Origin of the sequence: Zhihengliuella sp. ISTPL4 (genome assembly GCF_002848265.1) — a bacterium.
GTDB lineage: Bacteria > Actinomycetota > Actinomycetes > Actinomycetales > Microbacteriaceae > Microbacterium.
Window position 1 is genome coordinate 3,499,447 of sequence record NZ_CP025422.1, and the last position, 18,075, is coordinate 3,517,521.

An 18,075-nucleotide genomic window follows, 5' to 3' on the forward strand; every position below is an offset into this window, starting at 1 on the left:
CGGTGCGGCCTCAGCGACGCGACTCGGCGCGGCCCTTCCGGACGAAGCTCATCACCAGCAGCACGATGATCATGACGAAGGCGAGCGGCAGGCCCCAGTAGGGGATCGCCGCGATCACCGGCCACAGGCCCTCGCCGAAGGCGGCGGCATCCATGCCGAGTGCGGTGCCGATGATGATGACGAAGAAGCAGATCACCGACGCGGCCGCGATGCCGAGCGCGGTGAACGCCAGGATGCGGTCGATCCGACGGATGGGGACCTCCGGTCCGGGGCTCTTCGTGCTCATCCGCCCCAGCCTACTCGCACCCGCGGAAGCGGTACCGTTCCGCCCGTGACCGGTAGGCTGGGGGCACGCGCACGAGCGCGCTCTGTTCTGCACACGATCCCAGCGAGGTTCTCCCATGCCCACCGGCAAGGTCAGGTTCTACGACGAAGACAAGGGTTTCGGCTTCATCGCCAGCGATGACGGCCAGGACGTCTTCCTGCACGCCTCCGCGATGCCGGCCGGCACCGCGGTCAAGGCGGGTGCGCGCGTGGAGTTCGGCGTGGCCGACGGCAAGCGCGGCCTGCAGGCGCTGTCGGTGCGGGTGCTCGAGGCACCGCCCAGCCTGGCGAAGGCCAAGCGCAAGCCCGCCGACGACATGGCGATCATCATCGAGGACCTCGTGAAGCTCCTCGACGGCATCGGCGGCGACCTGCGTCGCGGCCGCTACCCCTCGTCGAGCCACGGTCGCAAGATCGCCGCCGTGCTGCGCAAGGTCGCCGATGACCTCGAAGCCTGACGCCGACGCGCGGCTCGTCGAGGCGCACGACCTCGCGGTCGCCGCGCTGCGCGAGATCACGCCGGCCTCGACCATCGGCCCGGCCGCGGGTTTCGTGCAGGAAGAGGACGGCTCGATCTCGCTGCGCTTCGAGAACCGGCTCCCCGGGTACCCGGGGTGGTACTGGACCGTGACGGTCGCCCGCGTCGAGGATGAGGAGCCCACCGTCCTCGAGGTGGAGCTGCTCCCCGGCGACGGCGCGCTTCTGGCGCCGGAGTGGGTGCCGTGGGCGGAGCGCCTTGCCGAGTACCGTGCGCACCAGGCCGAACTGGCCGAGGCCGCAGCGGCGGCCGGGGAGACCATCGACTCCGATGCGGAAGATGACGACCCCGACGAGGACGCCGACGACGACGAGCTCGATGAGGACGGATCGGACATCCTGCATGCCGGTGACGTCGACGGTGTGGACATCGACGAGCTCGATGACGCCGTCGCGGGTGACGAGGACGAGTCCGGCGACGATTCCGACGCGGGGGACGCAGAAGACGACGACCTCGACGAGGATGAAGACGACGACCTCGACGGAGACGAAGACGACGACGCCGACGTCCGCGATGCGGACGCCGGCGACGAAGAGGAGTGAGCAGGGCGGTCAGCCGCCCAGGTTCTCCTGCACGAAGTCGATGGCTCGGATGAGCTGACGCACGTCGTCCGGCTCGATCGAGACGAACGTCGCCACGCGCAGCTGGTTGCGGCCGAGCTTGCGGTACGGCTCGGTGTCGACGATGCCGTTGGCGCGGAGCGCTTTGGCGATCGCCGCCGCGTCGACGCTCTCGTCGAAGTCGATCGTCGCGACCACGGGGGAACGGTGCGTGGGGTCGGCGACGAACGGCGTCGCGACCGCAGAGGCTTCCGCCCAGTCGTACAGCAGCGCCGACGATTCGGCCGTGCGCGCGGCGGCCCAGGTGAGTCCGCCGTTGCCGAGGATCCACTGGAGCTGGTCGTCGAGGAGGAGCAGCGTCGCGAGGGCGGGGGTGTTCAGCGTCTGGTTCAGACGCGAGTTGTCCACGGCGTGCTTCAGGCTCAGGAACTCGGGGATGTACCGCCCGGAGGCGGCGATCCGCTCGATGCGGTCGATCGCGGTCGGGGAGACGGCGGCGAACCAGAGGCCACCGTCCGAGCCGAGGTTCTTCTGCGGGGCGAAGTAGTAGACGTCCGCCTGGCTCATATCGAGATCGATGCCGCCGGCGGCGCTCGTCGCGTCGATCACCGTGAGAGCGCCTTCGGCGTGGACGCGCTCGACCGGGGCGGCCACCCCCGTGGAGGTCTCGTTGTGCGGCCAGGCGTACACATCCACGCCCTCGACGAGCTCTGCAGCGCTCCGCGATCCGGGTTCCGCGGAGCGGACGTCGGGGGCCTCGAGCCATGGAGCGCCGGCAGCCTTGGCGAACTTGCCGCCGAATTCGCCGAACACGAGGTTCTGGCTGCGGCGCTCGATGAGGCCGAACGCGGCGGCATCCCAGAAAGCGGTCGACCCGCCGTTGCCGAGGATGATCTCGTACCCCTCGGGGAGACGGAAGAGGGCGGCGAGCTGCTCGCGGACACTGCCGACGAGGTTCTTCACCGGGGCCTGACGGTGCGACGTCCCGAGGACCGAGGCGCCCTTCGTGACGAGCGCCTCGAGCTGCGCACCGCGCACCTTCGAGGGGCCGCAGCCGAAACGGCCGTCTGTGGGCAGGAGGTCACGGGGAATCTCGATCGCCATGGGTTGATTCTAGGGGGATCGCACGGCGCCGCCCGTCCGTGTGCCGATCCGATGTCGCCGGGGGAATGTAGGCTTGCCTAAGAACTTCGGAGGGCCCCACATGACCGATCTGATCGACACCACGGAGATGTATCTCCGCACCATCCTCGAACTCGAGGAGGAGAACATCGTGCCGCTGCGGGCGCGCATCTCGGAGCGCCTCGGGCACTCGGGTCCCACCGTCTCGCAGACGGTCGGGCGCATGGAACGCGACGGTCTCGTCGTGGTCTCCGAGGACCGCACGCTCGAACTCACCGACGCCGGCCGCCGCAAAGCCGTCGACGTGATGCGCAAGCACCGCCTCGCGGAGCGGCTGCTGTCCGACGTGATCGGTCTGGACTGGGCCTTCGTGCACGAAGAGGCCTGCCGCTGGGAGCACGTCATGAGCGAGCAGGTGGAGCGCCGCCTCGTCGAACTGCTGGGGCACCCCACCGAGTCGCCGTACGGCAACCCGATCCCGGGTCTCGACCAGCTCGGCGATCTTCCGGCGCGCACCTTCGACGAGGGTGTCATCGGCCTCGTGCAGCGACTGAACGCCGCCGGCGAGCCGGTCGAGGGCACGGTCCGCCGCCTCGCCGAGCCCGCGCAGGTCGACCCCGAACTCCTGGAGCAGCTGCGCGATGCGGGCGTCATCCCCGGCGCCCGCGGGGACTTCCGCTTCAACGAGGGCTACGTGCTCATCCAGATGGACGGCAAAGAAGAGGGCCTCGAGCTTCCCGTGGAGCTCGCCTCGCACATCTTCCTCGTCGGTGAGCCGGCCTGATTCGGCTCACCGAGGATTGTCAGTTTCCCAGGGTGACATGATCGTTATCTTCCGGTAACCTCGGTCAGGTCCTCAGCGAAGAAGCCCGCTGGGGGCGAACCGCGAAGATCCGCCTTCCGGCTCGTCGTCTTCCCGAAAGGGACGCACTCGAACCCGAGCAGTGCATCCCTGCCCTGGGGTAGAGCATCGACGGGCCAGCGCCACCCGAGGTGCGAAGGCTCAGGAGGACCACGTTTTGGCCGCAGACATCGAACCGCCCGCGAAGAAATCTGAAGATCGAGGAGTCGCCCGGCGCACCGCGCCGCGGATCAGCGCCCGGAAGATCGCAGCCCCCCTCCGGTCGGTCGCGATCTTCGGTGCGGTCGGCGCCCTCGTCGCCGCCGTCGCGCTTCCCGCGTATGCGGCGTCGAAGCCGACGGACGCCACCGCCCAGACCGTCCAGCAGCTCGCTGCGGTCGACGCGCAGTCGCTCGTCGTCGCATCGGAAGCCACGGCCGCTCCGCTCGTGCGCGGTGCGTTCAGCGCGACGACGCCCGAGGAGATCGAGAAGAAGAAGGCCGAGGAGGCCGCTGCGGCCGCCGCCCGTGCCGCCGCCGCTGCGGCCGCGTCCACCTCGACGTCATCTTCGGGCAACTTCAACACCGCCGGTTACGCGCTCGTGGCCCCCGGCTCCGGCCAGGTCCGCTACCCGTTGCCGCTGGGTTCCTGGAACGTCAGCCGCACCGTCGGCGGCGGTCACAACGGCGCCGACATGCTCGCCCCGGCGGGCACTCCCATCTATGCCGCGGCCGCCGGTGTCGTCCGCGCCTCCGCCGAGAGCATCGGCGGCTACGGCGTCGCGGTGATGCTCGACAGCGTCGTGGGCGGGCAGCGCGTGCAGACCACCTACGGACACATGCTCTACGGCTCGCGTCAGGTGCAGGCCGGGCAGACGGTCGCCGCCGGCCAGCTGATCGGCTACGTCGGCAGCACCGGCCGCTCGACCGCGAACCACCTCCACTTCGAGGTCTGGATCAACGGCGGCCTGGTCGAGCCGATGTCCTGGCTCTCGGTCAACGCCGGCTGACCGGAGACGTTCTCGAGCATTCATCCGTCGTTCCGCCTCGGTCCCCGCGGGATGGGTTAGCCTGAACCCGTCGTCATACAGACGGGAGAGGCTGATGGAGCGAACACCGAGCATCCGAACCATGGACGCTCTCGGTCGTCACGTCCTTCGGCATTGCCCGCAGGGATGCCGCGGTGCTGCCGCGCGCGAAAGGCGCCGTCTCTAGACGGCGCCTTTTTTCGTCCCTGCGAACGCTCTTCCTCCTGCACGACGTCGTGTGAGTCGAGAGTGCCGGGAAGCCGTCCCGGCGGATCGAGAGGATGACGAATGCGCACACTGGTCCTGAACGCCGGATACGAGCCCTTGGCCATCGTGTCCTTCAAGAGAGCCCTCGTCCTGGTGATGAACGACAAGGCGACGGTCATCGAGAGAGTCGAGGACGACCCCGTCTGGGGTACCCACGGCGTCTACGATCGACCGGCGGTGATCATCCTCTCCCGCTATGTGCGCGTGCCCACGAGCCGACGTGTGCCGGTGACCCGCCGCGGTGTCCTCCGGCGGGACGGCCACCGGTGCGGCTACTGCGGCAAGGCCGCCGCGACGATCGACCACGTCCTCCCGCGCTCCCGTGGGGGAGCGGACTCCTGGGAAAACCTCGTCGCGTGCTGCCTGCGCTGCAACAATCTGAAGAGCAACCGCACCCCGCAGGAGATGCGCTGGCAGCTGCGGTTCACTCCGCGCCCGCCGCACGGGACGGCGTGGACGGTGCGCGGAGTGGAGCGCAGCGACCCCCGCTGGGAGCCGTACCTCGCCCTCGCCGCCTGAGCGGGACGGCGCGAGGGCGCGTCGCCGTGGTCCCGTAGACTGGCAGCGCGCCCTCGTAGCTCAGCAGGATAGAGCAGCCCTCTCCTAAAGGGCAGGTCGCAGGTTCGAATCCTGTCGAGGGCACCCCCGCTTCCGCGAGCCTCAGGGCTTGCCGCTCCGCCACAGCTTCGACGGCCACCAGATGGCTTTGCCGATGTCGTACGTCAGCGCCGGGACGAGCAGCGAGCGCACCACGAAGGTGTCCAGCAGTACGCCGAAGGCGACGATGAACGCGAGCTGCACGAGGAACAGGATCGGGATCACCGACAGCGCAGCGAACGTCGCCGCCAGCACCAGACCGGCCGAGGTGATGACGCCACCCGTGATGGACAGCCCGCGGAGGATGCCCTCCCTCGTGCCGTGCTGCTTCGACTCCTCCCGCACCCGGGTCATGAGGAAGATGTTGTAGTCGATGCCGAGGGCCACGAGGAACACGAACCCATAGAGCGGGACGGCGGGGTCGGCGCCGGGGAAGTCGAAGATGCCGTTGAACACGAGCGCCGAGACACCCATGGCCGTGCCGAAGGACAGCACCGTGGTGAGGACCAGCAGCACCGGTGCCAGGATCGAGCGCAGCAGCAGCATCAGGATGATCATGATCACGACGAGGATCACCGGGATGATGAGGTTGCGGTCGTGGATGGATGCGTCGTTCGTGTCGATCGAGGTGGCCGTCACCCCGCCCACCACCGCCCCGATGTCGTCGAGTTCTCCGCGCAGCTCGCGCACGGTGGAGGCCGCAGCGGCGGAGTCCGCGGCATCCGTCAGCGTCCCCTGCAGGAGCACCTGGCCGTCGACCGTCGTGGGCTCGGGCGCGGGGGTGCCGGGGGGACCCACGGCGGTGATGCCGTCCTCGGTGACCGGCGCGGACCCGCTCGGCGAGTCGGCGGCGGTGACGGTCACGCCGTCGATCCCGTCGCTCGCGAGGAGCACGTCGGCGGCCTCCTGCATCCGGTCCTCGTCCACGATCACGGAGACGGGGCTGCCCGAGCCGCCGGGGAAGTGCTCGCCGAGCGCGACCTGACCGTCACGCGCCTCCGAGGCGCCGAGCACGAGGTCGGACTGCGGAACGCCCTGGGCGTCCAGCTGCGTGACACCCGCGGCTCCCGCGAGGAGCACGAGGGTGGTCGCGATCCAGATGACGCGGGGGTGCTTCTTGATGAGGCCGGAGAGGCGGGCCCACAGGCCCGTGGTGCGCATGCCGTGCTCCTCGGCCACGGCCTCCGGCTCGAAGCGGGGGCGGCGGGGCCAGAAGGCCGCCCGTCCGAACAGGAGCAGCAGCGCCGGCAGGAGAGTGAGCGCGGAGAGCATGGCGAACACGATGCCGATCGCGGCGACCGGCCCCAGGGTGCTGTTCGACTTCAGGTCGCTGAGCAGCAGGCACAGGAGTCCGGCGATCACCGTGCCGCCGGAGGCGACGATCGGCTCGACGGACCCCTTCCACGCGGCCAGGAGGGCGACGCCCTTGTCCTGTGCGACGCGCAACTCCTCCCGGAAGCGCGCGACGAAGAGCAGCGCGTAGTCCGTGGCCGCGCCGATCACGAGGATGAAGAGGATGCCCTGGGTCTGCCCGCTGAGCAGGAGGATCTCCCACTTCGCCAGCCACCAGACGACGAGGAGCGCCACGCACAGCGCGAACAGGCTCGTGGAGAGCACGACGAGCGGCAGGAGGAACGATCGGTAGACGAGCACGAGGATCACGAGCACCGCCAGCAGGGCGACGCCGAGGAGCAGGCCGTCGATGCCAGCGAAGCCGGCGGCGAGGTCGGCGGTGAAGCCCGCCGGTCCCGTGATGTAGACCGTGATGCCGTCCGGCACCGCGGCGCGCAGCTCGTCACCGAGCGCGGCCGTGGCCTCGCTGAGCTCCGCGTCGCCGTCGATCGGGATGAAGGCCTGCACGGCGCGGCCGTCCTCGGACGGCAGCGCCGGGGAGACGTCGTCCGCGACGCCCTCCACGTCCGGCGCGTCGGCCACCGCGTCGGAGATCGCTTCGAGCTCGGACGGCGTCAGCTCCTCCTCCGAGGTGAACACCGCGATCGCCGGGATGGCGTCGCTGTCGGTGAACTCGCCGAGGAGCTGCTGCACGGTCGTGGCGTCCGCGGACTCCGGCAGGTACGTCGTCTGATCGTTGGACGAGACCTCGTCGACCTTGCCGAACAGCGGACCGCCGAAGGAAGCCCCGGCCAGCCACACCAGGATGAGGGCGACGGGCAGGAACACCCGCAGCCAGGAGTGGCGTCGGGTGCGCTCGCGGGTCGGCGGCGTCGGTGCGGGGGCGGGGCGGGACATCGTGGGCCTTTCAGGAGCGGCGGTCGGGGAAGGGTTCGACGCGGGTCAGGAGACCCAGGCGAGGATGAGGATCATCGTGGCGAGGAAACCGGCGATGTAGTTCAGCGCGATGAACCGGCGCCAGGCGCGGTTCGTGCGGGCCGAGGTCTCGTCGGTGACGTTCCACCACGGCGCGGCGTTGACGATGTAGGGCAGGGCCAGGACGGCGGCGAGCGGGCCGGGCCAGGGGGTCAGCAGCATCGCGACGCCGGCCACCGTCCACAGCGCGAGGGAGAGTCGGACGGTCGCCCTGGCGCCGATCACGGTCGCGATGGACGAGATCCCGCCCTCGCGATCGGGGCCGATGTCCTGGACGGCGCCGAACGCGTGGGCGGCCATGCCCCACAGGAAGAAGGCGCCGAGCACGAGCACGCTGGTCGTGGTGACCGGCGCGCCGGCGAGGGTGAGGCCGACGAGGGCCGGACTCACGAAGTGGGTGCTGGAGGTCACGGAGTCCAGGAACGGCCGTTCCTTGAAGCGCAGCACCGGTGCCGAGTACGCGAGGACCGCGAAGACGCTGACGGCGAGCCACAGCCACGACGCCGGGGTCCCGACGGCGAAGAGGTAGACGAGGAACGGCACGTTGGTGACGGCCGCCGCCCACAGGGTCGCGCGATGGATGCGCGGGGACAGCAGTGCCCCCTCGATGCCGCCCTTGCGCGGATTCGCCAGGTCGGAGGCGTAGTCGAAGACGTCGTTGATGCCGTACATCGCGAGGTTGTACGGCACGAGGAAGTAGAGGGTGCCGATCACGAACGTCGCGTCGATCTCTCTCGTGCTCAGCAGGTACGCGGCGGCGAACGGGAACGCCGTGTTGATCCAGCTGATGGGGCGGGAGGAGAGGACGATCTGGGCGATGTCGCGGCCGAGACCGCCGGCACGGTGCGACGTCTGGCCGGTCATGGGCGCTCCTCTTGCCGTGCGGTGTTCCGGGATCGTCGCGCGCGCAGCGCGGTCCACAGGGCAGGCAGCAGCAGCACGCCGGCGAGCGGGTACGCGAAGTCTTCCAGTGGCGCGAGACCGATGTGCACGCCGGCGAGGTGGGAGGGCGCGTAATGGAAGAGCCCGGTGGCGATCATGACGGTGTCGAAGACGGCGGTGAGGATGAACAGCGCGGAAGCCGTGAGAGCCAGCGCACCGAGGTGCGGGGCGCGCCGCGTGCCGACGCAGAGGGCGACCGCGGCCAGGGCGGCGACGGCGAGGAAGACGGCGGACAGCTGCAGGTAGGTCATCGTCTCGCTCCTTCGGCGATCCGGACCCGGCGGCGCTCGAGGAACCGCACGGCACCGCCGTACAGCACCATCGTGCAGACGACGAGGAAGACCAGGAAGACCGGCTCCTCCAGCGGGAGTTCGGGAGCCAGGACGATGCCCGTGGCGATCGCCGCTTCACCGCGGAAGAAGATCCCGGCCGCGATGCCGGCGACGTCCCAGGCGAGGAAGAACGCGAGCCCGACGACGGTGACGATCGACGCCGCGACGGCGTCCCGCCAGAAGAAGAGCCGGAAACGCCAGTCGAGTAGCAGCATGCAGCCGAGGGAGACCAGCAGGGCGGTGAGGTAGATCGCGCCGATCATGCGCGCTCCGGTGCCGCGGGACGGACGGCCGGCTCCGGCAGCGGGCCGGGGGAGTGGTCCCCACGGATGCGCTTGAGCACGATCTCGGCGCTGATGAGGCACATCGGCACGCCGACGCCCGGTGCCGTCGTCGCGCCCGCGTAGTAGAGCCCCTGCACGCGGCGGGAGGCGTTCTGGGCGCGGAACATCGCGCTCTGCGACAGGATGTGCGCGGGACCCAGCATTCCGCCGCGCCAGGAGTGGTAGTCGTCGTGGAAGTCGGCCGGGCCCACCGTCTCCCGGACGATGATGCGTTCCCGCAGGTCGGGGATTCCGGCCCAGACCGAGATCATGTCGATCGCGGCGTCCGCCGCCTTCTCGATCTGCGGAGAGCCGGCACTGTCGCTGCCGCCGTGGCCCAGTTCGACGTCGGCCGGAACCGGGACCAGGACGAAGAGGTTCTCGTGTCCTTCCGGGGCGACATCCGTGTCCGTTGCGCTAGGCCGGCAGACGTACGTGGATGCCGGCGTCGGGATGGCGGGATCACGGCCGAAGATCGCGTCGAAGTTCGAATCCCAGTCGTCCGTGAAGAAGAGCGAGTGGTGCGGGAGCTCGGGCAGGGCGCCGCGGACGCCCAGCATCACGAGCACACCGCCAGGGCCACTCGTCCGACGAGCCCACCAGGACTCGGGATAGGACTGCAGCGTGGGGGGCAGCAGCGCGGTCTCGGTGTGATGGAGATCGGCGCCCGAGACGACGACGTCCGCATCGGCCACGTGCTGGTGGCCCTCGCAGTCCGTCCAGCCGACGCCGGTCACGTGCGTCGCGCCCTCGGCGTCCTGGGTGCGGATCCCGGTCACCTCCGCGCCGGTGACGATCCGCGCACCGGCGTCCGTCGCCAGCGCCTCCAGGCGCTCGACGACGCGCCAGAAACCGCCCTGGGGGTACAGCACGCCCTGGTCGAGATCGAGCGCGCTCATGAGGTGGTACATGGCAGGGGCGGTGCGGGGATCGGTGCCGAGGAAGACCGCCGGGTAGCCGAGGATCTGCCGCAGGACGGGGTGCCGGAAACGTCGCGCCGCGAAAGCCTGGAGGCGCGTGCCGAGCAGCGAGAAGAGCCGCGGCAGGGCGCGCACCACCTCGGGGGCCGCCAGCGTCCTGGTCCGGGTGAACGGGTTGTAGAGGAAGTACCGCCGCGCCATCGCGCCGGCATCGTGCGCGGAGGCGAGATAGGTGTCGAGGGCGGCGGCGGAGCCCGGTTCCATCGACTCGAACAGCCGCGCCACGGCCCCCCGTCCAGCGGGCACCGTCACCGGGGCATCGCCGGACTCGGGGGAACGGAAGACACGATATCCCGGGTCGAGCAGCGTCAGGTCGAGCTGCTCCTCCGTGCTCGTCCCCATCATGCGGAAGTAGTGGTCGAACACCTCGGGCATGAGGTACCACGAGGGGCCGGAGTCGAACCGGAAGCCCTCGCGCTCGACGGTGCCCGCCCGTCCGCCGACACGGTCGTTCTTCTCCAGCACGACGACGTCGTGCCCGTCTCGGGCCAGCAGCCCGGCGGTGGCCAGGCCCGCCACGCCGGCGCCGATCACGACGACGCGGCTCATCGGTCCCGCTCCAGGGCGGTGACGACGACGGCGCGACCGGCCAGCAGCGCCTTGACCGGATCCGGCACGCGGACGCGGCGGCGGTACAGCTCCTCCGCGGGCGTCCTGGCGACCTTGCGCGTCAGCGCGGCGAAGAGGGCGAGGGCGCTGCGGACCGCAGCGCGGGCGTCCTTCGGGAGCAGGGGGATCGCCGCCCTGGCATCGGCCAGCTGACGGTGGACGGTGTCGACCCAGGCATCGCGGTCGGCGTCCGTGAGGCGGGACGAGCCACCGAGGTAGCCACGTTGCAGCCGATCGGTGTCGTCGGCGAGGTCGCGGAGGAAGTTCACGTTCTGGAAGGCGGCGCCCAGTCGCCGTGCTCCGCGGTCGAGGATGGCGAGCTCCGCCGGCGTGCGCGTGGTGTCGCGGAGGAAGACCCGCAGGCACATCAGGCCGACGACCTCGGCCGACCCGTGGACGTACGCGGCATGGGCGTCGGCGTCGTACGCCGTGAAGCCCGACTCTCCGGCGATGTCCGCGCGCATGGAGGCGAAGAACGGCTGGGTGAGGTCTTCGCCGATCCCGCACTCGCGCGCCGTCCTGGCGAACGCGTGGAGGATGAGATCGCTGCTGTAGCCGGTCTGCATCGACCGATGCGTCTCCGCGATGTACGAGTCCAGGGCGGCGGCCTGGGCGCCGGCGTCGAGTCCGGCCTCGGCGGCGACGCCGTCGACGATCTCATCCGCGATGCGCACCATGGCGTAGATGTTGCGCACGTGCTGACGGTGGCGTCGTCCGAGGAGGCGCGTGGCGAGGCCGAAGGACGTCGAGTAGGTGCGGATGACGTCGGACGTCGCGATCTCGGCGGTGCGGCTGAACCGGCGCAGCGCGGCGTCGTCCCGGTGCTCGGCAGGGGTCGCGGTCATCGGCTGCGTCCCTCGATCCGGTCGGTGAGAGCGAGGATGATGCGTCCGGCGTCGGCCGACAGGGTGCCCGCCTCCTCGGCTTCCGCGAGGACCGACGATACGGCGGCGAGCTGTTCCTCCACGAGACCGCGGACGAATCCCTCCGCGCCGCACTCGCGGAGACGGTCGCGCATCTCCGCCGCGTCCTCGACACTGAGGTCGGTCTCGCCGAACCGCAGCTCGATGCTGGGCCAGTGGCTGGTCATCCGGGCGTAGGCGATGATCGCGGTCTCCTTGCCCTCGCGGAGGTCGGAATAGGGGTCTTTCCCGTGCGCCTCCGGGTCGCCGAACACGGACAGCAGGTCGTCCTGCAGCTGGTAGGCGAGACCGAGGTGGCCGCCGATCTCGGTCAGCTGCTCCTCCGCGGCCGTCGGTGCCCCGGACAGGATCGCCGCCGCGCGAAGCGGGAGGACGAAGGAGTAGGCCGCGGTCTTCGACGCGCTCGTGGCGAGGATCGTGCGAAGGTCCGCAGCGATGACGCCGTCGCTGAGCGCGACGTCCGAGTGCTCGCCGGCGACGGTCTCGAACACGGTGGTCTCGAGAAGGGCGAGGAGACGCTCCCGCCGCGCGTTCGGTAGGTCGGCGCGGGCGAAGCCGAGCACGGCGCTGGAGAGGAGCAGGTCTCCGAGGAGGATGGCGCTGGACCGCCCCCAGTGCAGAGCGGTGTCGCCGCTCTCGTCAGGGCGACGGGACACGAGCGCGCCGATGAGGTTGGGACGCCGGCGACGCGTGAGGTCGCCGTCGATCACGTCGTCGTGCAGGAGGAAAGCGAAGTGCAGCAGCTCGATGTGCGCGGCGACCTCGATCGCACGCGCGGCGTCCTTCTCCGAGAGTGCCGACGTGGAGAGCGCGGAGAGCAGGTCCATGAGCATGCGCGGACGCAGGAGCTTCCCGCCGAGCGCGTGCTCGGCGGCCGTGTGCCACAGTGCGGCGAACTCGGGTCCGTAGTGTTCGGCGGCGGCCGTGCGCTCGGCGAACCGTCGCCGCAGCGCCGCCTCGATCCGGGTGCCGAGGTCTTCCTCCGTGATCGTGACGACCATGGGTCAGACCTCTCCGCGTGCCCGGAGCAGGGGGAGCTGCTCCGCGAGCCACGGGCTGAAGGCGAAGGGGGTGCGGGTGACCGCAGCGAGGAGGTCGTCGACCTCGACCCAGGCCCACTCCGCCACCTCGTCGGGATCGGCGGTGGGCTGCTCATCCACCACCGCGACGTGCACGGGGCAGATCTCGTTCTCGACGATGCCGCTCGCGTCCACCGCCCGGTAGCGATAGCCGGGAAGGGCGAGCCGGATGTCGTCCACACGGATGCCGAGTTCGTCGGATCCCCGTCGGCGCACCGCTTCGATCATGTCCTCGCCCGGCTGCGGGTGGCCGCAGAAGCTGTTGGTCCAGACACCGGGCCACGTGCGCTTGCCGAGAGCGCGACGTGTGACGAGAAGCCGGCCCTCGCGGTCCCGCACATAGCAGGAGAAGGCGAGGTGGAGGGGGGTGTCGGTCGTATGGACCTCGCTCTTGGGCAGGAAGCCGACGGCGGTCCCGTCTTCGGCGAGGAGCGTGACGTTCTCCATGGCATCCTCTCGTCGTTTAGCTAACCTGGCGAAATATCAACTTAGCATGAAGCTCTTCGTGTGTAACATGATCGCATGCACTCCGAGCCCCGCACCACCCCGGTCGCCGAGGCGCCGGCGACCGCGGGGCCGGACGATCTGACCCATGGCGCGATCTACGACGTCGAGGCCAGCGATCCCCGCAGCACGCTCATCGACCGCTCCGGGGTCGCCCCGGACGATCTGCGCCAAATCGCCCGCGTCATGGAGGCGCTCGGCGGGCTCCGTGACGCGGAGCAGCGCCTCTCGCAGGCGTCCCGCCGGTACATGCAGCTGAACGAGACAGATATGCGGGCGCTGCACTATCTCATCGTGTGCGCCAATCGCTCTCTCGTGGCAACGCCGAGTGGGATCGCCCATCATCTCGGGGTCTCGACCGCCGCGACGACGAAGCTTCTTGACCGCTTGGAGAAGGGCGGGCACATCCGGCGCTCGCCGCATCCCACGGACCGCCGAGCGCTCGCGATCACCATCACGCCGGAGACCAGGCATGCGGCCATGGAGACGGTCGGACGCCAGCAGGCGAAGCGGTTCTACGCGGCCGCGAGGCTCTCGGCGGCGGAGCGGGAGGTGGTGATCCGCTTCCTCCAGGACATGACGGAGGAGATCACCCTGCGTGACGAGCCGTGGGCGACGCAGGGCGCACAAGAAGATCCCGCCCGACCGTGAGGTGGGGCGGGACCGGATCAATGCGCGGCGCGATACGCGTCGAGGATCGGAGCCGGGACGCGACCCCGCTCTGACAGCGTGTAGCCGTTCTCCTTCGCCCACGCCCGGATCGCCGCGACCTCGGGATTGCGGGACGGCCGCTTCCGCGACGAGGAGCGCGCTCCGCCGGACGTCGCGCCGGACCCGGCCCGGCGCCCTGCTGAGATGTAAGGCTCGAGCGCCTGCCGCAATTCCTCGGCGTGCGCCGCATTCAGGTCGATCTCGTAGGAGGTGCCGTTCAGGGAGAAATGCACCGTCTCGCCTTCTCCGACCTCCAGGACGGTGCCATCGATGTCGTCGACCAGCTGGTGCACAATTCGTCTCGCCATGCGGCCGACTTTATCGCGCGGCCGGGAATGCACACAAGAATGCCCGTCCATTCATGGCGCCGAATGACGCAGGTCGGCGAGTATCGATTCAGGGGAGGAGACCGGCTCGGCGCGCTTTGGTCACCGCGGCGTGGCGCGTCGACGCATCCAATTTGGACATCGCGGTGCCGAGATACGCCTTGACGGTCCCTTCCCGCAGACCGAGGTGCGCGGCGATCTCCGCATTCGTCGACCCGAGGGCGGCGCAGGCGAGCACGTCCGTCTCGCGCGGGGACAGATGGATGACCGGGACCGGACCGGTCGTGGTCGGGAGATCGTCGCCGGCCAGGGTGAGCAGGCGGCGCTCGACCTGCGCCAGCCGTGCCCGGAGGTCGGCGTCGTCGACGGTGGCGGCGATGCTGCGGAGCTCGGCGAAGCTCTCCCGCAGCTCTTCGCGCTGCGCCGGTGCCACGGCCCCCGTCGTCGGCGCTGCCGCCCGGAGGCGTCGCTGGACCTCGTCCCGGATGCGCAGCTCGTCCGCCACGGACTGGGCGACCTGCATGGCCGGTGCGGTCGTCACGCCGCCGATCCTCTCCTCCGCCCAGGCGCCGGCATAGAGCACGCCGCGCGGGCGTCCCTGGACGACGATCGGCAGGGCGAGCAGCGTGCGCAGACCCTCACCGAGGACGAAGACGTCGTAGTCGTGGGTGATCTGGCGCGAGGATCCGTAGTCACTCGTCATCCGTGGCCGCAGCTCCATCATGGCGCGCCCGCCGAGGCCGCGTTCCGGCCGGACCCGCAGACCGTCGAGCGCGCGCGTGCGAGCTCCGACGATGCTCGTGACGCTCACGACGCCCTCTTCGACCAGGCCGCCGAACGCCACAGGGAAGCGCGTGCGCCGCGCGAGCTCGCGCACCGCGTTGGCGACGAGCTCCGCTTCGGATTCGACGGTGATCGGAGAGCTCACGAATACCTACTTTCGGGGGTGACGGCACCGGTCCCCGTTTCGTAGCGTCGACCCTACCACTCGGGCGGCGACGGCCGCGCGTGCAGCGGACATGTGGCAAGGAGGCCCCATGAGCGAACAGGTTCCGACCCCTCAGAACGGCGCGATCGACTATGTCGCCGTCGAGCAATCCCCCCGATTCCTGCGATTGAAACGAACGCAACGATCATTCATCTTCCCCCTCGCCGCATTCTTCCTGGTCTGGTATTTCGTCTACGTGCTGCTGGCCGCATTCGCGCGTGATTTCATGGCGCAACGCGTCTGGGGGGATATCACCGTGGGGTTGCTCTTCGGACTCGGTCAGTTCGTGACCACATTCGCCATCACGATGGCGTACGTCGCCTTCGCCAATAGGAAGCTCGACCCGCTGGCGTCGGAGATCCGCGAAGACCTCGAGAAGGCGCAGGCCGACGCATGAGCATCATCCGGACAGCGACCGAGGATGTCGCCCTCGACATCAATCCGGTCTTCAACATCTCGATCTTCCTGGCTTTCGTCGCGGTGACACTGTTCATCGTCATCCGTGCCAGCCGGAACAACAAGACGGCCGCGGACTACTACGCGGCCGGCCGATCCTTCACCGGCCCGCAGAACGGCTTCGCGATCGCGGGCGACTACCTGTCCGCCGCGTCCTTCCTCGGTATCTGCGGCGCCATCGCCATCAACGGCTACGACGGATTCCTGTACTCCATCGGGTTCCTCGTCGCCTGGCTGGTCGCCCTGCTGCTGGTGGCGGAGCTCATGCGCAACACGGGCAAGTTCACGATGGCGGACGTGCTCTCTTTCCGGCTGAAGCAGCGCCCGGTGCGGATGGCCGCCGCAATCACCACTCTGGCGGTGTGCTTCTTCTACCTCCTGGCGCAGATGGCGGGCGCGGGCGGCCTCGTGTCACTGCTGCTGGGAATCGACGGGCGTGTCGGACAGTCGGTGGTCATCGCCGTCGTCGGCATCCTCATGATCGTGTACGTGCTGATCGGCGGCATGAAGGGCACGACCTGGGTGCAGATCGTCAAGGCCGTGCTGCTCATCGGCGGCGCGCTGGCGATGACGATCTGGGTCCTCGCGATCAACGGCTTCAGCCTGAACACGCTGCTGGAGGCCGCGGTGGCGAACTCCGACAAGGGTGACGCGGTGCTGGCCCCTGGTCTGCAGTACGGCGCCAACCCGTGGGACTTCCTCTCGCTCGGGATGGCTCTGGTGCTCGGCACCGCCGGCCTGCCGCACGTGCTGATGCGCTTCTACACCGTGCCGACCGCCAAGGAGGCGCGGCGTTCGGTGGTGTGGGCGATCTGGCTGATCGGCGGCTTCTACCTGCTGACGCTCGTGCTCGGGTACGGCGCCGGCGCGCTCGTCGGTGCCGACGTGATCGCTGCGGCGCCCGGAGGTGTGAATTCCGCGGCACCGCTGCTGGCGCTGAAGCTCGGCGGTCCGGTGCTCCTCGGGTTCATCTCCGCGGTGGCGTTCGCGACGATCCTCGCCGTCGTCGCCGGACTCACCATCACCGCGGCGGCCTCCTTCGCTCATGACATCTACGCGAATGTCATCCAGAAGGGGCGGAAGGACGCCGCGGGGAAGCCGGTCGAACCGGACCCCAACGGCGAGGTCCGCGTGGCCCGCCGGACCGTGATCGTCATCGGCATCCTGGCGATCCTCGGCGGCATCGGGGCGCAGGGGCAGAACATCGCCTTCCTCGTCGCCCTCGCCTTCGCAGTGGCGGCCTCGGCCAACCTCCCGACGATCCTCTACTCGCTGTTCTGGCGCCGATTCACGACCCGGGGTGCAGTGTGGAGCATGTACGGCGGGCTCGGCTCGGCGATCATCCTCATCGTCCTGTCGCCCGTGTTCTCCGGCACGCCGACGTCGATGATCCCCGGCATCGACATCGCGATCTGGCCGCTCAACAACCCGGGCATCGTGTCGATCCCGCTCGGGTTCGCGCTCGGCTGGCTCGGCACCATCACCAGCACGCGGCGGGAATCGCCGGAGCTGGCGGCGGAGATGGAGGTGCGGTCGCTCACCGGTTTCGGTGCGGAGAAGGCCGTCGACCACTGACGCGTCGCTCCTCGGGTGCGGACCCGGCGGCCTACTCGCCGGGTCCGCACCCGAAGCGCGGGGAGCGCAGCTCAGCGGGACTCGAGGTCCAGCAGGAAGCGCTTCCGCTCGGGGTGGCCGCCGTAGTGGCCCGCGGAGCCGTCGGAGCGCACTACCCGGTGCACCGGGACGATGATCGAGAACGGCGTGAGCCGGCAGGCGGTGCCGACGGCGCGGGCCGCACCGGGGTGACCGGCGAGGACCGCGACCTCTCCGTAGCTCATCGTCTGTCCCCAGGGGATGTCGCAGACGGTGTGCAGCGCCGCGCGATGGAAACCGTCCACCAGGCGCCAGTCGAGACTCAGATGCTCGTCGAAGCGCACCGCCTCGCCGTCGAAGTACGCCGCGAGGAGCGGCACGAGATCGTCAGCAGCACCGGGGTCCGGGTCCGGGATCGCGCCGAGTTGCCGCGACACGCCCTCGAGCAGCCACGGCACCTGAGGATCCGCGGACTCGGACAGATCGAAGCGCACGATGCCGTCGTCGGAGAACACGGCGAGGGCGTCACCGAAGGGCGTCGGAGCGAAGTCGTAACGGAAGGTCATGCCTCCATCCTGACCGTCCGGATGCGCGGGATCGGATCAGCAGACCGGACGGTCTCGCGTTCCGTGGACAACGGAAGAGCGCAACCGGGCGGGCAGGAGAAGTCGATGAACGGTCACGGCCGGTTTTTCACCGGAAACC

General features: G+C 69.8%; 21 protein-coding genes and 1 tRNA gene. 9 read left to right on the forward strand and 13 right to left on the reverse strand.

Annotated features, from left to right (window positions below):
• Positions 1-10: 10 nt before the first annotated feature.
• A complete protein-coding gene (locus CYL12_RS16870; RefSeq protein ID WP_101848582.1) occupies positions 11-286 on the reverse strand; it encodes a multidrug ABC transporter ATPase in 276 nt (91 codons plus the stop codon).
• Between the two features lie 115 nt (positions 287-401).
• Between CYL12_RS16870 and CYL12_RS16875 the strand changes: the two genes are divergently transcribed.
• Both CYL12_RS16875 and CYL12_RS16880 read left to right on the forward strand, forming a co-directional pair.
• On the forward strand, positions 402-782 hold the full coding sequence (locus tag CYL12_RS16875; RefSeq protein ID WP_025105533.1) for a cold-shock protein: 381 nt from the start codon (positions 402-404) through the stop codon (positions 780-782).
• Positions 766-1,404 (forward strand): DUF3027 domain-containing protein, encoded by a 639-nt coding sequence (locus tag CYL12_RS16880; RefSeq protein ID WP_101848583.1) that lies wholly within the window; start codon positions 766-768, stop codon positions 1,402-1,404. The genes CYL12_RS16875 and CYL12_RS16880 overlap by 17 nt, the downstream gene beginning before the upstream one ends.
• 9 nt (positions 1,405-1,413) lie before the next feature.
• Here the strand turns inward: CYL12_RS16880 and serC are convergent, their stop codons facing one another.
• A complete protein-coding gene (serC, locus tag CYL12_RS16885; RefSeq protein WP_101848584.1) occupies positions 1,414-2,526 on the reverse strand; it encodes a phosphoserine transaminase in 1,113 nt (370 codons plus the stop codon).
• Between the two features lie 100 nt (positions 2,527-2,626).
• Here serC and CYL12_RS16890 point away from each other — a divergent pair, with 100 nt between their 5' ends.
• The 4 genes from CYL12_RS16890 (at position 2,627) to CYL12_RS16905 (ending at position 5,321) form a co-directional block, all read left to right on the forward strand.
• Positions 2,627-3,328, forward strand: coding sequence for a metal-dependent transcriptional regulator (locus CYL12_RS16890; protein WP_101848585.1), 702 nt, complete (start codon positions 2,627-2,629; stop codon positions 3,326-3,328).
• A gap of 235 nt (positions 3,329-3,563) precedes the next feature.
• Positions 3,564-4,394: a M23 family metallopeptidase gene (locus CYL12_RS16895; protein WP_101848586.1), complete on the forward strand. Its 831-nt coding sequence runs from the start codon at positions 3,564-3,566 to the stop codon at positions 4,392-4,394.
• Positions 4,395-4,700: 306 nt separating this feature from the next.
• A complete protein-coding gene (locus CYL12_RS16900; RefSeq protein ID WP_025105538.1) occupies positions 4,701-5,198 on the forward strand; it encodes an HNH endonuclease in 498 nt (165 codons plus the stop codon).
• 49 nt (positions 5,199-5,247) lie between these two features.
• Positions 5,248-5,321, forward strand: a tRNA-Arg gene (locus CYL12_RS16905).
• Positions 5,322-5,339: 18 nt separating this feature from the next.
• On the opposite strand, the gene CYL12_RS16910 is transcribed toward CYL12_RS16905, so the two are convergent.
• Genes CYL12_RS16910 through idi form a run of 8 tightly spaced genes read right to left on the reverse strand, consistent with a single transcriptional unit; the run spans position 5,340 to position 13,239 of the window.
• A complete protein-coding gene (locus CYL12_RS16910; RefSeq protein ID WP_101848587.1) occupies positions 5,340-7,526 on the reverse strand; it encodes an MMPL family transporter in 2,187 nt (728 codons plus the stop codon).
• 45 nt (positions 7,527-7,571) lie between these two features.
• The gene (locus tag CYL12_RS16915; RefSeq protein WP_101848588.1) at positions 7,572-8,468 is read right to left on the reverse strand and encodes a prenyltransferase; all 897 of its coding nucleotides are present in this window, start codon (positions 8,466-8,468) and stop codon (positions 7,572-7,574) included.
• On the reverse strand, positions 8,465-8,797 hold the full coding sequence (locus CYL12_RS16920; protein WP_101848589.1) for a lycopene cyclase domain-containing protein: 333 nt from the start codon (positions 8,795-8,797) through the stop codon (positions 8,465-8,467). The genes CYL12_RS16915 and CYL12_RS16920 overlap by 4 nt, the downstream gene beginning before the upstream one ends.
• Positions 8,794-9,138, reverse strand: coding sequence for a lycopene cyclase domain-containing protein (locus tag CYL12_RS16925; RefSeq protein ID WP_101848871.1), 345 nt, complete (start codon positions 9,136-9,138; stop codon positions 8,794-8,796). Before CYL12_RS16925 ends, CYL12_RS16920 begins: the two co-directional genes overlap by 4 nt.
• Positions 9,138-10,730, reverse strand: a complete 1,593-nt coding sequence (gene crtI / locus CYL12_RS16930; RefSeq protein ID WP_101848590.1) for a phytoene desaturase family protein — start codon at positions 10,728-10,730, stop codon at positions 9,138-9,140. The genes CYL12_RS16925 and crtI overlap by 1 nt, the downstream gene beginning before the upstream one ends.
• Positions 10,727-11,635 carry a phytoene/squalene synthase family protein gene (locus CYL12_RS16935; protein WP_101848591.1) on the reverse strand — a complete coding sequence of 303 codons (909 nt, stop codon included), beginning with the start codon at positions 11,633-11,635 and terminating at the stop codon, positions 10,727-10,729. The genes crtI and CYL12_RS16935 overlap by 4 nt, the downstream gene beginning before the upstream one ends.
• Entirely contained in the window at positions 11,632-12,714 is a 1,083-nt protein-coding gene (locus tag CYL12_RS16940; RefSeq protein ID WP_101848592.1) for a polyprenyl synthetase family protein, read from the reverse strand. Before CYL12_RS16940 ends, CYL12_RS16935 begins: the two co-directional genes overlap by 4 nt.
• A 3-nt stretch (positions 12,715-12,717) precedes the next feature.
• Positions 12,718-13,239, reverse strand: a complete 522-nt coding sequence (idi, locus tag CYL12_RS16945) for an isopentenyl-diphosphate Delta-isomerase (protein WP_101848593.1) — start codon at positions 13,237-13,239, stop codon at positions 12,718-12,720.
• Between the two features lie 75 nt (positions 13,240-13,314).
• On the opposite strand from idi, the gene CYL12_RS16950 reads away from it, so the two are divergent.
• The gene (locus CYL12_RS16950) at positions 13,315-13,947 is read left to right on the forward strand and encodes a MarR family winged helix-turn-helix transcriptional regulator (protein ID WP_101848594.1); all 633 of its coding nucleotides are present in this window, start codon (positions 13,315-13,317) and stop codon (positions 13,945-13,947) included.
• A 17-nt stretch (positions 13,948-13,964) separates the two neighbouring features.
• On the opposite strand, the gene CYL12_RS16955 is transcribed toward CYL12_RS16950, so the two are convergent.
• Positions 13,965-14,315 (reverse strand): histone-like nucleoid-structuring protein Lsr2, encoded by a 351-nt coding sequence (locus tag CYL12_RS16955; RefSeq protein WP_101848595.1) that lies wholly within the window; start codon positions 14,313-14,315, stop codon positions 13,965-13,967.
• Positions 14,316-14,403: 88 nt separating this feature from the next.
• Entirely contained in the window at positions 14,404-15,261 is an 858-nt protein-coding gene (locus tag CYL12_RS16960) for a LuxR C-terminal-related transcriptional regulator (RefSeq protein ID WP_101848596.1), read from the reverse strand.
• 109 nt (positions 15,262-15,370) lie between these two features.
• On the opposite strand from CYL12_RS16960, the gene CYL12_RS16965 reads away from it, so the two are divergent.
• Entirely contained in the window at positions 15,371-15,718 is a 348-nt protein-coding gene (locus CYL12_RS16965) for a DUF485 domain-containing protein (protein ID WP_101848597.1), read from the forward strand.
• Positions 15,715-17,352: a solute symporter family protein gene (locus CYL12_RS16970; protein WP_101848598.1), complete on the forward strand. Its 1,638-nt coding sequence runs from the start codon at positions 15,715-15,717 to the stop codon at positions 17,350-17,352. The genes CYL12_RS16965 and CYL12_RS16970 overlap by 4 nt, the downstream gene beginning before the upstream one ends.
• A 71-nt stretch (positions 17,353-17,423) precedes the next feature.
• Here CYL12_RS16970 and CYL12_RS16975 read toward each other — a convergent pair whose 3' ends face one another.
• The gene (locus tag CYL12_RS16975; protein WP_101848599.1) at positions 17,424-17,936 is read right to left on the reverse strand and encodes a methylated-DNA--[protein]-cysteine S-methyltransferase; all 513 of its coding nucleotides are present in this window, start codon (positions 17,934-17,936) and stop codon (positions 17,424-17,426) included.
• Between the last annotated feature and the right edge of the window lie 139 nt (positions 17,937-18,075).

Bases quoted from the DNA above. Each gene is read 5' to 3' on its own strand.
- idi (WP_101848593.1), bottom strand. From the start codon at position 13,239: ATGGAGAACGTCACGCTCCTCGCCGAAGACGGGACCGCCGTCGGCTTC.
- CYL12_RS16965 (WP_101848597.1), top strand. From the start codon at position 15,371: ATGAGCGAACAGGTTCCGACCCCTCAGAACGGCGCGATCGACTATGTC.
- CYL12_RS16970 (WP_101848598.1), top strand. From the start codon at position 15,715: ATGAGCATCATCCGGACAGCGACCGAGGATGTCGCCCTCGACATCAAT.
- CYL12_RS16935 (WP_101848591.1), bottom strand. From the start codon at position 11,635: ATGACCGCGACCCCTGCCGAGCACCGGGACGACGCCGCGCTGCGCCGG.
- crtI (WP_101848590.1), bottom strand. From the start codon at position 10,730: ATGAGCCGCGTCGTCGTGATCGGCGCCGGCGTGGCGGGCCTGGCCACC.
- CYL12_RS16920 (WP_101848589.1), bottom strand. From the start codon at position 8,797: ATGACCTACCTGCAGCTGTCCGCCGTCTTCCTCGCCGTCGCCGCCCTG.
- CYL12_RS16870 (WP_101848582.1), bottom strand. From the start codon at position 286: ATGAGCACGAAGAGCCCCGGACCGGAGGTCCCCATCCGTCGGATCGAC.
- CYL12_RS16900 (WP_025105538.1), top strand. From the start codon at position 4,701: ATGCGCACACTGGTCCTGAACGCCGGATACGAGCCCTTGGCCATCGTG.
- CYL12_RS16975 (WP_101848599.1), bottom strand. From the start codon at position 17,936: ATGACCTTCCGTTACGACTTCGCTCCGACGCCCTTCGGTGACGCCCTC.
- CYL12_RS16950 (WP_101848594.1), top strand. From the start codon at position 13,315: ATGCACTCCGAGCCCCGCACCACCCCGGTCGCCGAGGCGCCGGCGACC.
- CYL12_RS16910 (WP_101848587.1), bottom strand. From the start codon at position 7,526: ATGTCCCGCCCCGCCCCCGCACCGACGCCGCCGACCCGCGAGCGCACC.
- CYL12_RS16875 (WP_025105533.1), top strand. From the start codon at position 402: ATGCCCACCGGCAAGGTCAGGTTCTACGACGAAGACAAGGGTTTCGGC.
- CYL12_RS16880 (WP_101848583.1), top strand. From the start codon at position 766: ATGACCTCGAAGCCTGACGCCGACGCGCGGCTCGTCGAGGCGCACGAC.
- serC (WP_101848584.1), bottom strand. From the start codon at position 2,526: ATGGCGATCGAGATTCCCCGTGACCTCCTGCCCACAGACGGCCGTTTC.
- CYL12_RS16940 (WP_101848592.1), bottom strand. From the start codon at position 12,714: ATGGTCGTCACGATCACGGAGGAAGACCTCGGCACCCGGATCGAGGCG.
- CYL12_RS16955 (WP_101848595.1), bottom strand. From the start codon at position 14,315: ATGGCGAGACGAATTGTGCACCAGCTGGTCGACGACATCGATGGCACC.
- CYL12_RS16890 (WP_101848585.1), top strand. From the start codon at position 2,627: ATGACCGATCTGATCGACACCACGGAGATGTATCTCCGCACCATCCTC.
- CYL12_RS16915 (WP_101848588.1), bottom strand. From the start codon at position 8,468: ATGACCGGCCAGACGTCGCACCGTGCCGGCGGTCTCGGCCGCGACATC.